Origin of the sequence: Paenibacillus radicibacter, assembly GCF_024721995.1 — a bacterium.
Taxonomy (GTDB): Bacteria; Bacillota; Bacilli; order Paenibacillales; family NBRC-103111; genus Paenibacillus_AM; species Paenibacillus_AM radicibacter.
Genome location: NZ_JANQBC010000011.1, coordinates 210,540 through 222,352, shown reverse-complemented (window position 1 = coordinate 222,352; position 11,813 = coordinate 210,540). Strand labels below are relative to the sequence as shown.

Genomic DNA, 11,813 nt, shown 5'->3' with positions numbered 1-11,813 from the left:
AAAAAGGATGAAGAACGGTAGCGAAGTAGCCCCTCAAAGTGGGGGTTCCTATATATGGACAATTGTGCGGATGTGTGCGGTATTGATCGTCTTATGCGGACTTATTTACCCGCTGGCGAGTACAGGAATTGCGCAGGTATTTATGCCAAGTCAAGCCAATGGCAGCTTGTTGAAGGATGCGGGAGGTAAGGCGGTCGGATCGGAACTTATCGGGCAGAACTTTACGGATCCGAAGTATTTCAGCGGCAGGGTGTCGAGTATTGAGTACAAAGCCGAAGCATCAGGCTCGAACAACTATGGGCCATCCAATCCAGATTTGTTGAAACGTACGCAGGAGTCGATTGAAGCGTGGAAAGCCGCTAATCCAGATGTGCCAATTGATCGCTTGCCGGTTGACTTGATTACGAACTCGGGATCTGGGCTTGATCCGCATATTACGCCTGCTTCGGCAGAAGTTCAGATTCCGCGGATTAGCAAGCTTACTGGAGTGTCTGAGGAGCAACTTAAAGCATTGGTGAGTAAGCATACGGAAGGTAGAGACTTGGGGTTGTTTGGTGAGGAGCGGGTCAATGTGTTGAAGTTGAACATGGATCTTGCGACGATGATGAAGTAAGGGGAGCGACTGTGAGAAGCAAAGCCCTTGAGAGATCGCCTACGTGTGGAAATTGCCCTTCCATCGCTATGACGCCGTGTTCCTTGTATTAGGTAAGAGATGGTGGTAGGAACACTATGTCATCAAGGCGACCGCTATCGCTTTCCAGGGCAACCTCCACACTTCGGCTTGGTCAAGGGGCAGTGCTTTACTTTCTTAGTCTACTCGGAGTGGACATGAATCGCTTCACTCCACGTATTTATAGGAAATAAGAAGGAATCAGTGCTCGCCTTTTATTGGCTTGCATATGAGCTGAATTGCTTCGGAGCATAAGCTATGCAGCTCCGCATCCAGAGGGGCGGGGGGTAAAAAGGCATTGACCGCGAGTTTTGGCTTTTGAAATCTACCAATAGAAATATAATCAAGTTTTTAAAAACAAGATGTTTGAGCTAGGGGCAATGCCTATTTACCCGCAGTCCGACCCGCAATGTATGTCTCAGTCTTACAGTTGTACCAAATCAGAGATCTTGTACTTACTAAGCTTAGCAGGAAGGAGGTAACCCATGACAAGCTTCAAGCGGAAGACACCAGAGGAAATACTGCTGTCCATATCTAAGCTACATCGCGGGCGCATTAAGATTTACATTGGTGCTGTAAGTGGATCAGGGAAGACGTATCATATGCTGCGCGAAGGGCAATCGCTTAAGGAGCAGGGGATCGATGTTGTGATCTGCGCAGTGTCTACAATGCAACGGCCTGAGACAGTGGAGCAGATTGGTGACTTGGAGCGTGTACCCAGTATTCATTGGTTGCGAAATGGTGTGGAACAGAAGGATTTGAACCTTGAAGCGCTGATTCAGCGCAATCCAGAAGTCGTACTCGTAGATAGCCTTGCTCATCGCAATCGAGAAGGTGCACAATTTGCCACGAGGTTAGAGGACATTAAGTACTTGGTGAGTCACGGCATAAGTGTAATCACTACCGTGAATGTATATGAACTCGAAGGATTCAATCAGATCGCACACAAGTTAACAGGTGTGGGCTGTACGGATGTGGTTCCGCTTGAAACGCTTGAACTGGCTGACGAAGTTCGACTTATTGATGTGTCACCAGAAACGGTGCTGCAGCGCCTGTCTGAAGGTCATCTTGCAGATCGTAAGGACACGACTTTATTTAAACGCGGCAATCTAGGGGTACTTCGTGAGCTTGCTCTGCGTCTGGTCGCAGAAGATGTGAATGAAACGTTAGAGAAACACAGAGAGGAAGAAGGACTTGTCGGTCCATCAGGTGCAGCTGAGCGGGTGCTTGTGTCCACACAGTATCACTGGAATGGTTCGATCTATATCAGACGCGGACAACAGATTGCGAAGCGGCTAAATGGCGACTTGATGGCAGTCTGTTTTGTCAATCCGCGCAATCCTCTTACGAAAGAAGCAGTAACTTTTAAGCGAGCCATCGTCAAATTAGTCGAGAAAGTGGATGGTACTTTTGAAGAGCTTCCTTTTCAATCGGTACGATCCATTGCCCGTCAACTCGTTCACTATGCTGTGAATCACAATGTGACTCGCATCATTCTAGGGCATTCTAAACAGACAAGGTGGCAAGAGTTTTGGCGAGGTTCCGTCGTTAATGGTATTCTTGAGCACACGCAGAATGTGGATGTCTTCATCGTAGCCGATCGTGCAGATCGTGATGGCGAGCGTATTCTCCCTACGAAAAGAAAAGATACGCCTCACAAAGAAGTGTACCGCAGATTAAGTAGTAAAGAAGTTGATCAGAAGATCGAACGCATCAAGCGTGGGAAGTTCAAAGTGTATATCGGCGCCGCCCCAGGTGTTGGGAAGACGTATACGATGCTGCGTGAGGGCAATGACCTAATGAAGAAAGGCATCGATGCTGTCATCGGTTTACTAGAAACCCATGGTCGTAAAGAAACGATGGCACAGGTCGGCTTACTCCCAATCGTTCCTCGTAACATTTTTGATTATCGTGGTGCTAGTTTAGAAGAAATGGATGTTCCTGCAATCATTGCTCGTAATCCCGAGGTTGTCTTAATCGATGAACTTGCGCATACGAACATGCCTGGTAGCCGTAATAAAAAGCGTTATGAAGATGTTCTCGAAGTTCTGGATGCCGGCATCTCTGTTATTTCAACTATGAATGTGCAGCATTTGGAGAGTTTGAACGATGCCGTTGAGCAGATTACAGGAGTACGTGTGCGAGAGACGGTGCCAGATAGCATTTTGCGATTAACCGATGATCTTGAACTTATTGATGTCGCGCCAAAATCATTGCAGCAGCGCATGCGTGAAGGTCGAATCTATGCGATGGATAAAGTGGATCAAGCACTCGGACATTTTTTCAAAACAGGAAATTTAATTGCTCTGCGCGAGCTAGCTTTAAGAGAAATTGCCGATGAGGTCGATGAACGATTAGAAGCTTCCGAGCGGAAGAACTCGCTTCGCGGACCTTGGCGTAGAGAAGAAGTGATATTCGTCGGTGTGACGACCAGTTCGAATGCGGAGCGGCTTATTCGGCGTGGTTTTCGTATTGCACATCGCTTGAAAGCGCCTTGGTACGTGACTTACATCAACCCTAATCCAGATGAAACCGATGATTATTGCAAAAGGATTGACGCACTCCGTGAACTGACGACTAGACTCGGAGGAACCTTCGAGATCTTGCCCGCGCAGCATGCCAAGCAAATTCCACCCTTGCTCGTTGAGCAGGCGAATCGATATAAAAGCACGCAGGTCATTATCGGGCAATCGAGGCCAAATATTAAAGACAGCTTCGGTAAAGGTTCGGTTGTTCAACAAGTACTTCGGAGTGCACGACATATGGACGTACTCGTCGTAGCGGACTTCGATCCAAATTTTAAGAATTCGATTCGCTAAGGACTGTGTTATAATACTTCGTATTATGTTTGTTTCCTTGGAGGTTTCGTAATGAAGCAGTATTTACAATTATGTCAGCATGTCCTTGAACATGGCACAGATAAACAAGATCGTACTGGAACAGGAACTCGCTCCGTATTTGGCTACCAGATGCGATTCGATCTATCCGAAGGATTTCCATTAGTTACGACAAAGAAACTACATTTGAAATCGATTATTCATGAATTGCTTTGGTTCTTAAATGGCGATACGAATATTAGCTATCTAAAAGAAAACGGTGTGCGCATTTGGGATGAATGGGCCGATGAGAACGGTGATTTAGGTCCCGTGTACGGCAAGCAATGGCGTTCATGGTCAACTCCAAATGGAGAAGTGATTGACCAGATCACAGAGCTTGTACACACCATTAAGAACAATCCAGATTCTCGTCGTATGATCATTAGCGCATGGAATGTTGCAGACATACCGGAGATGGCACTTGCACCATGTCACTGTCTATTCCAGTTCTACGTAGCAGATGGCAAACTTTCTTGCCAATTGTACCAGCGTAGTGCGGATATTTTCCTAGGTGTTCCATTTAATATTGCTTCCTATGCTTTGCTTACAATGATGCTTGCACAAGTGTGCGGACTTCAAGCGGGTGACTTCGTGCACACGTTCGGCGATGCGCATATTTACAGCAATCACATGGAGCAAATCGACTTGCAATTAAGTCGTGAGCTGCGTGCGCTTCCGACAATGACGATTAATCCTGATGTGAAGTCGATTTTCGACTTTAAATTTGAAGACTTTACGTTGTCTGGTTATGATCCGCATCCTATGATTAAAGGTGTGGTTGCAGTATGATACTTTCCTATATTGTAGCGATGGATCGCAACCGCGCGATCGGTCATAATAACCAGTTGCCGTGGCATTTGCCTGCGGATTTGAAGTTTTTCAAAAAGACGACTCTCGGACATACGATCCTCATGGGTCGCAAAACTTATGAATCCATCGGCAAGCCACTACCAGGTCGTACGAATGTTGTTATGACACAGAACCGCGATTATATGGTAGAGGGCTGCGAGATCGTGCATACGGTAGAAGAAGTGAAGACTCGATATGCGAATGTGGACGAGCTGTTCATGATCGGTGGCGCGGAGCTGTTCAAATTATTCATGGACGATGCGGATAAACTGTACATCACGCGCATTGATCATGAATTTGAAGCAGATACGTATTTCCCTGAGTTGGATGCTTCCAAGTGGCGTAAAGTTAGCAGTGAGCAAGGCGTGAAGGATGAGAAGAATCCGTATGATTACTTCTTTGAAGTGTACGAACGTGTTCATGCCTAATTGGTTTTGAAAATAGTTCTGAAATAAAACAAGCTCAGCACTTGAAAGTGCTGAGCTTGTTTTCGTATAGGATGCGTATCCGAACTCTGTTATTGCGATTATGCTTTCTTACGAACCAAAGTAAGAATCAACGCAAGAGCACCAAGTGCTAATGCTGCTATAGAAAGGTAAAGTGGAAGCTGAGAAGTCTCTTGCTCAGTTGTCTCTGCCTTTGCAGGAGTCTTAGCGTCTGCAGTTACATTGCCATGACTGTCCTTGCTGGCGTTAGCAGCTTTCGGATTCACTTTCGTAATAGATGCTGGCTTATCTGAGCCTTCAGCACCTGTCCACTCGACAACAGAACCATCTTTGTAAGTTTGGTAAGCTTTCCATGTAATTGCTGTCGCCGTGTCGCTTACTTTACCTTGCATATTGAACTCTGCGAATTCACCGTTCTTAAGTCCTTCTCCTGTTGTCGTCCAAGTAATACCTGTGATCTTACCAGAAGCATCTTTTGCTACTTCATATTTCCAATCCGCTTTCGGCTCAACTCGAGAAACCGACACAGAATCTAGTGCAAACTTCACTTCCACCTTCGTCGTAGGTATTTCCTTCTCAACCGGTACACGTACCGTAAACTTCTCATAAGCCCCTTGTGTGGACGTACTTGGCATAACCGTCACATGCGCACTTGCAATCCCTGCAAATAGCAGCATACATAACATCATAGTAAATAAGCTTAGCGTCATTTTTCTCATGGGAGTAAACCATCCTTCTTGTATAAAAGTGATATTTTTCTAATATTAGAGCGCGTTCACGCGCGTCCAAAAAAGTGAAACGAAGTGGAAATAAGTGCTGGAGGAGCGTAGCGTTCGCCTTTGAAATCGTGAAAATACTATAAAATCAATTCAAAATTCACGATTGAGACAGCGACCGGAAGTACTTATTTCTACGTAGTGACCTCTTTTTTTTGATAACCGCTTTGAACCTGCTCTTATCCTATATGAAAAATGTCACAAGCAAAATGACCCACCTGGGCTATTTTCACCTAAGAAGTATGTTCGTTTTGTGACAAACCATGCGAAATCGCATAAGCCGTCAATTGCACGCGATTATCGAGTCCTAATTTATCCAAAATATTCTTCATGTGATTCTTCACTGTATTTTCCGAAATTTGCAGCTTCTCCGCAATGATTCGGTTGTTGTCACCAGTGGCGACGCGACGAACGATTTCTTTTTCACGATTCGTTAAGGGATCAGTAGTTGACTTAAGTTTCTGATTCCCACCAGCTCCACTCACCGAACGAAACCTTCTAAACATCGAATCGGCCATTTGTCTTGCGACCTCCGAGTTATCATCGAGTAGAGCATGGAGATAGCTGAGCCATTCGTCGGGGTCCATATTCTTCAGTAAATAACCTTGTGCGCCGAATTGAATAGCTGTAAATAAGTCTGCCACATCATCCGATACCGTAAGCATGACAATTCGAATGTGCGGGTGCAAGGATTTGATCTGGCGCGTAGCTTCTAGTCCGTCAACTGGCGACATATGAATGTCCATCAGAATGAGATCGGGTTGTAACTCACCGCTTAACAGTACAGCCTCACTACCGTCATAGGCTTCACCGATTACATAGAATGCTGAATCCACCGCTAGCATCGATTGTACCGCTTTGCGCGCAAGGGGATGATCGTCAACAATAAGCACCCGATAATGGGGTTTGGTCATGGGGTCTGCCTCCTTGCAGTTGTTAAGGTAAGCCTTGTGCCGCCAAGCGGATCAGGCTGTAGTTCAATCGTTGCTCCAAGTTCATGGGCGCGCTTGCGCATTAAGCTGATACCGTATTGCGTCGGTTGTTCGTTAGCGGAGGAAATACCTGTCCCATCATCACAGATCATCAGGTTCCATGAATCACGCGTTACGAAAAGCTCGATAGTAGCTGATTCGGCTAGTGAATGTTTGCGAATATTCGTGAACGCCTCTTGAATAATACCGAATAAATTGACTTCTTCATTGTGGGATAACCTATCCGTCTCAACTTGAATATTGCTCGTAAGTTCGACGCCAGTCATCTTCTCCCAATCGCGAAGCCATTTGTGTAATCGCTCACTAAATGTAGTGCCTTCCTCTGGTGAAGTTCGCAAGTTAAATATGGCTTGTCTGAGGTTGTTATCGATGTCAGATACCGCTTCCTTGGCTTCATCCAGTTGGCCTTGCTTTAATTTGACATTGAGGAAGAATAAGGTCTGCGCTAAATTATCATGCAGTTCACGTGCAAGGCGTTCCCGTTCTTCATAGACAGCATGCTTTGCCTGTTCTTCAGCCAGCTTGTTGCGTGAGGTTTCAATGGATTTGAACATCCACGTTGCAAACACATAAGACAACACTAAAGTTAACAAGGTCATAAAGAAATTGCCGGCTTCCATCGATAAATGATTAAGGAGAAATTCATGACGGATGTACTCGAATCCACCGATCAGGAGGGGAGGAAGCAGGATCGTTAATAATTTCAACATACGTAAGGACATAAGGTGGTACCTCTCTATGCATAAACTTATAAAAACGGTTGAGCTAGGACATCTCCCAGTTCAACCGCTTGATTATTCTTATGAATTCAGATCTTCTTGTACATAACGACGTTCGCCAGTTCTAGCGCTATAATACACTCGGTATCTTAGTCCGTCCTTCGGATCAATGAATACTTCTTTGGTTGGTTCATAGCCAAAGGGTATCTTTTCATTCGCGTCGCTCGGCTTCTTGTAACGTTTATCGAAGATAAGCCATCCAAGTAAAATCACGACCACAGCGATAAGAATGTTGATGTAGGTCCAGCCCGAGAAAAAAGTCATTACACTTTTCTCACTCGAACTGCTGTGCCGTAAGCAACAATCTCACTCATGTTCTGTCCAATATCACCCGAGTCAAAGCGCATCATGATAACGGCATTACCACCCATTTCAGCAGCATTCTGAACCATGCGATCGATTGCTTGTTTTCGAGCATCTTCAATCATTTGGGTATATTGTTTAACCTCACCGCCAACTAAACCTTTAAGTGAAGCCATAATGTCTCCACCTAGTCCACGTGCACGAACGACTACGCCAAATGTTGTACCGAGTACCTCTGTGACTTCATATCCAGCAAGACCTTCTGTTGTTGAGATCATCATTGTATATTCATCCTCCTCATACTTACAGCATTACTGCAGCTTTGGTTTAGAACTTATATCGAAGTTCCTATAATGGTATTGTATCACAATTGTCATTTTTAATTTTGGCTTGTCTGATTATTTTTGTTAAAATGATGCCACAGCATGAAAGAGGGAGGAAGGTTCACCCATGGGAACTAAGTATTTCACACTGGAAGAAGCGAATCATATGCTTCCAGAATTGGACAAGCAGCTGCAATATATTCAGAATGTTAAAATGGAGTTTAGGGAGAAATACACGCGTTTACGCCGTTTAACAGCAATCTCCACACCGAAGATTGGTGCTAGATATGAGGAGCAGTTCATGCTGGAGTGTGAACTTGATTTTATCCAGATTGAAGCAAGATCGTACATGGACAACTTCTATCGATTGGGAGTAGAAGTGAAGGATGTGGATCTTGGATTAATTGATTTTCCAGCTCAATTAGATGGAGAAGATGTTTTACTATGCTGGCGTCAGGGAGAGCAGCGAATCGCTTTTTATCATAGCAAAGAAGATGGGTTCGCAGGGAGAAGAAGATTGCCAGAGTAGTGAAATGGTAAGTGCTGGGCAGAGGAGATACGAATAGTGTAGACGAGGAAGAGGGGAAAATTGTGTATCAATTTAGGTTAAGAAGAGGTTTAGGCACATGGATGAAGTGTGCGATTCTCATGTTTATATTGGCTTGTATGGGTATGATTCTGCCGCAAGGAGTATCTGCTCATGCAGTTGTGCTGAAGACGGTGCCAGAGTCGAATGCTCAGCTTGTGCAGTCACCACCTAAGATCTCGATTACGTTCAATGAGCGACTGGAAGACGGAGCGTTCTACATAAAACTAATCGATGATAAAGGGAAAATCGTATCGGATAACAAACCGATTATGCTAGAAGATCAGACAGGTATTGAAGTGCAGGTACCGAAGCTTGCGGATGGCTTGTATCTGGTTTCTTATCACGTTATCTCAGCTGATGGGCATCCAGTAGGCGGAAGTTTTCCTTTTACAATCGGGGAAAGTGAGGGGGGAGCAGCTAACCCTTCAACATCTGATGCAATGAGTGGCCATGAACATGAGATGCAAATATCAACGAATATGAGCATGTCTACACTTAGTATTTTTCTAAGTCGCGGTTTGTGGTACGTGATGATGTTACTTACAGCAGGTTGGATATTCTGGTTGCGGATGCCGATTGCAGCGCGAGCAGGTCTTGCATCCAAGCTATCAGGTTGGACGCTTAATTTACAGCGCGTACTGTTTCTATCCACAGTTATCGTAATTTTCACCCATTTGGAAGATTTACTTGGAGATAGTGGATTTGATCAATTACAAGCGGTGTTCTTCTCGACAAGTGTCGGTTTATTCTGGCTGGCTGCGCTCGCCTTGTCCTTAATCGGATTCTGGCTCATAGGACGCTGGGCTTGGTTTGATTATGTATGGATCATCGCATTATTGTTTGGCAAAAGCTTAACTGGACATGCAGCTGCAATGGATCCGAAATGGGCAACAGTTGGCTTGAATTTCGTTCATTTGCTTGCAGCGGCTATTTGGGCGGGTGGTTTGTTACTTGCTCTTGTCATGTGGAAAAAAGCGCGTGAACAAGTCGCTTCATTCTTGCACTCATTCTCGACTTTTGCATTCGTATCATTCTTAATGCTCGCTGTAACTGGACTCGCTTCAGTGGTACTCTTTTTGCCAAGTATCGAATATATCATTTATACCCAATGGGGTATTCTAATGCTAATAAAAGCAGGGGTTGTTGTGCTTGTTGCAGTAACTGCCCTGATGGTGCGTATCGCGATGAAACGCTCCCAAGAAGCATCGCTTTCACGCTGGATCAAAATCGACTTTAGTTTCATGCTGATCATTGCATTGTTAGTTGGTTTCATTACGTACTTATCTCCAACACCTACGAATAAACCGCTCAATTGGCATGAGATGGGCGAGACGATTCATATGACTAGCCGCATTACGCCGCTGAATGTTGGGGATAACACTTTCCTTACTAAAGTATGGGTTCCGGAAAATGAAGGCGCACCTAAGCGTGTGCAGATGCTGCTTCGTAATCAAGATCAGCCGGATCTTGCAGCTATTGAAGTACCGATTGAATCATTTAGTGACCCAACTGCAGCGGAGCTATTCAATGGCTTCAAGCGCTATGATTATAAGGCAGAAGGTTCTTATCTACCGTTCCGTGGCAAATGGTTGCTAGAGATTCGAGTTATGCGCGTGACCGACGATGAGAAAGTGTACCAGATGGAAGTGCAAGTCTATTAAGAACATGAGAATCTTCATGTGAAGAAGTGAATTTGATCATCTAGTATATTATTTCCAGTTTGGCTATACTTAATTTATAAGTTAAGTATATATGTGAAGCGGAGTGTTGGAGATGGATGTTCAGTTCGATACAAGTAGTATGGGGTCAGCGTCAATTAGCATTATTGTGGTCGTTGCAATTCTTATCTTATGGAGAAGAACGAAGTCCATGTATAGACCGATGTCACGCAATCCAATTCGGATCTTGACTCCGCTATTGTTCTTAATACCTGGTCTATTGTTCCTAGAGGGTACAATAGCACACTTAAGTGTAAATGAGATTGTGTATCCAGCATTGATTGGATTTGTGATGTCGATCCCACTCATACTCACAACGAGCTACGAAATTCGTGAAGACGGTCATATTTATTCGAAGAAAAGCATCGCATTCTTTGTGACTTTCTTAATCATCTTGTCCCTGCGTTTCTTCTTAAGAAGTTATATTCAAGAACTGGATGCTCAGAATTTCTTCGCAATCGTGCTTATCATGGGGATCTGTTACCTCGTGCCGTGGCGCATCGCTTCGTTTATTAAATTTCTTAAGATTCTTGAGGAGAGCAAGGAAGGATCTAGACCGATCTCCAATATCAAATCTTAATTTAGGTTCAAAAGGATATAGAAAAAGGATGGCGCCAAGCTTGAAACTTGGCATCATCCTTTTTTATTTATTGACAACCGTCGTGGTTGTCACGTACACATCCTTCACAATTCGGACCTACGAAGCGTCCTCTTCCACCTGGGATACAGACCGGCGTGCCGAAGATCGGATCACGTCCAACTTGGCACTGAAGACCGAATACTTCGCAGAGCAGTTTCTCATCCACGATGTCTTCCGGCGGACCTTCCGCCCAGAGCTTTCCTTCCTTAATCGCTAAGATGTGATGCGCATAACGACAAGCAAGATTAATATCATGCAGCACCATGACAATGGTGCGACCTTCGCGTTCATTGAGATCATAGAGCAGATCGAGTACTTCAATCTGATGCGTTAAATCCAAGTAAGTCGTTGGTTCATCCAGCAGTAGAATATCCGTATCCTGTGCGAGTGTCAGGGCAATCCATGCACGCTGGCGCTGACCACCTGATAAGGAATCGACTGTACGATTCTGCAAATCTTCAAGACCAGATGCTTGTAAGGCGAAACGTACTTTCTCTTCATCTTCTTGTGACCATTGCTTGAACCAGTTCTGATACGGATACCGGCCTTGACGAACAAGTCCGAGTACCGTAAGTCCTTCTGGTGCAACAGGTGTTTGCGGTAGGATTGCCATCTTCTTCGCGACATCCTTCGTTGACATCTTAGCAATGTCGGCGCCATCTAGAATGACTTCACCTTTCTGCGGCTGCATAACACGCGATAAGGAGCGAAGAATAGTCGATTTACCGCAGCCGTTGGCTCCGATGAGAACGGATATTTTTCCACGAGGGATCGATAAGTTTAAGTCTTGAAAAATAATTTTGTCTCCATATGATAATGAGACATCTTTGGCTTCGATTGTAAACATAGTTT

The 11,813-nt window shown here is 44.7% G+C and carries 13 protein-coding genes; 7 read left to right on the top strand and 6 right to left on the bottom strand.

The features are described 5' to 3' along the window. Window positions 1–7 precede the first annotated feature (7 nt). The 4 genes from kdpC to NV379_RS20025 all read left to right on the top strand — a co-directional run bounded on the left by kdpC (window position 8) and on the right by NV379_RS20025 (window position 4,823). The gene (kdpC, locus tag NV379_RS20040) at window positions 8–613 is read left to right on the top strand and encodes a potassium-transporting ATPase subunit KdpC (RefSeq protein WP_258209107.1); all 606 of its coding nucleotides are present in this window, start codon (window positions 8–10) and stop codon (window positions 611–613) included. Between the two features lie 542 nt (window positions 614–1,155). Continuing rightward, window positions 1,156–3,489 (top strand): histidine kinase, encoded by a 2,334-nt coding sequence (locus tag NV379_RS20035; RefSeq protein ID WP_258209106.1) that lies wholly within the window; start codon window positions 1,156–1,158, stop codon window positions 3,487–3,489. Window positions 3,490–3,540: 51 nt separating this feature from the next. After that, window positions 3,541–4,335: a thymidylate synthase gene (locus NV379_RS20030; RefSeq protein ID WP_258209105.1), complete on the top strand. Its 795-nt coding sequence runs from the start codon at window positions 3,541–3,543 to the stop codon at window positions 4,333–4,335. Then, window positions 4,332–4,823, top strand: coding sequence for a dihydrofolate reductase (locus tag NV379_RS20025; RefSeq protein WP_258209104.1), 492 nt, complete (start codon window positions 4,332–4,334; stop codon window positions 4,821–4,823). The genes NV379_RS20030 and NV379_RS20025 overlap by 4 nt, the downstream gene beginning before the upstream one ends. A gap of 98 nt (window positions 4,824–4,921) precedes the next feature. On the opposite strand, the gene NV379_RS20020 is transcribed toward NV379_RS20025, so the two are convergent. The 5 genes from NV379_RS20020 to NV379_RS20000 all read right to left on the bottom strand — a co-directional run bounded on the left by NV379_RS20020 (window position 4,922) and on the right by NV379_RS20000 (window position 7,972). Beyond that, on the bottom strand, window positions 4,922–5,560 hold the full coding sequence (locus tag NV379_RS20020) for a YcnI family copper-binding membrane protein (protein WP_258209103.1): 639 nt from the start codon (window positions 5,558–5,560) through the stop codon (window positions 4,922–4,924). Window positions 5,561–5,850: 290 nt separating this feature from the next. Then, window positions 5,851–6,531, bottom strand: a complete 681-nt coding sequence (locus NV379_RS20015) for a response regulator (protein WP_258209102.1) — start codon at window positions 6,529–6,531, stop codon at window positions 5,851–5,853. Beyond that, window positions 6,528–7,331 (bottom strand): sensor histidine kinase, encoded by an 804-nt coding sequence (locus NV379_RS20010; RefSeq protein WP_258209101.1) that lies wholly within the window; start codon window positions 7,329–7,331, stop codon window positions 6,528–6,530. Before NV379_RS20010 ends, NV379_RS20015 begins: the two co-directional genes overlap by 4 nt. A 78-nt stretch (window positions 7,332–7,409) precedes the next feature. Continuing rightward, entirely contained in the window at window positions 7,410–7,652 is a 243-nt protein-coding gene (locus tag NV379_RS20005) for an HD family phosphohydrolase (RefSeq protein ID WP_258209100.1), read from the bottom strand. Next, on the bottom strand, window positions 7,652–7,972 hold the full coding sequence (locus tag NV379_RS20000; RefSeq protein ID WP_258209099.1) for a YbjQ family protein: 321 nt from the start codon (window positions 7,970–7,972) through the stop codon (window positions 7,652–7,654). Before NV379_RS20000 ends, NV379_RS20005 begins: the two co-directional genes overlap by 1 nt. Before the next feature lie 169 nt (window positions 7,973–8,141). On the opposite strand from NV379_RS20000, the gene NV379_RS19995 reads away from it, so the two are divergent. The 3 genes from NV379_RS19995 to NV379_RS19985 all read left to right on the top strand — a co-directional run bounded on the left by NV379_RS19995 (window position 8,142) and on the right by NV379_RS19985 (window position 10,901). Next, a complete protein-coding gene (locus tag NV379_RS19995; RefSeq protein ID WP_258209098.1) occupies window positions 8,142–8,543 on the top strand; it encodes a DUF2203 domain-containing protein in 402 nt (133 codons plus the stop codon). An 11-nt stretch (window positions 8,544–8,554) separates the two neighbouring features. Further along, window positions 8,555–10,264 (top strand): copper resistance CopC/CopD family protein, encoded by a 1,710-nt coding sequence (locus NV379_RS19990; protein ID WP_258209097.1) that lies wholly within the window; start codon window positions 8,555–8,557, stop codon window positions 10,262–10,264. 112 nt (window positions 10,265–10,376) lie between these two features. Next, on the top strand, window positions 10,377–10,901 hold the full coding sequence (locus NV379_RS19985) for a CcdC protein domain-containing protein (protein WP_258209096.1): 525 nt from the start codon (window positions 10,377–10,379) through the stop codon (window positions 10,899–10,901). Window positions 10,902–10,968: 67 nt separating this feature from the next. On the opposite strand, the gene NV379_RS19980 is transcribed toward NV379_RS19985, so the two are convergent. Beyond that, window positions 10,969–11,808: an ABC transporter ATP-binding protein gene (locus NV379_RS19980; RefSeq protein ID WP_258209095.1), complete on the bottom strand. Its 840-nt coding sequence runs from the start codon at window positions 11,806–11,808 to the stop codon at window positions 10,969–10,971. Window positions 11,809–11,813: the final 5 nt, after the last annotated feature.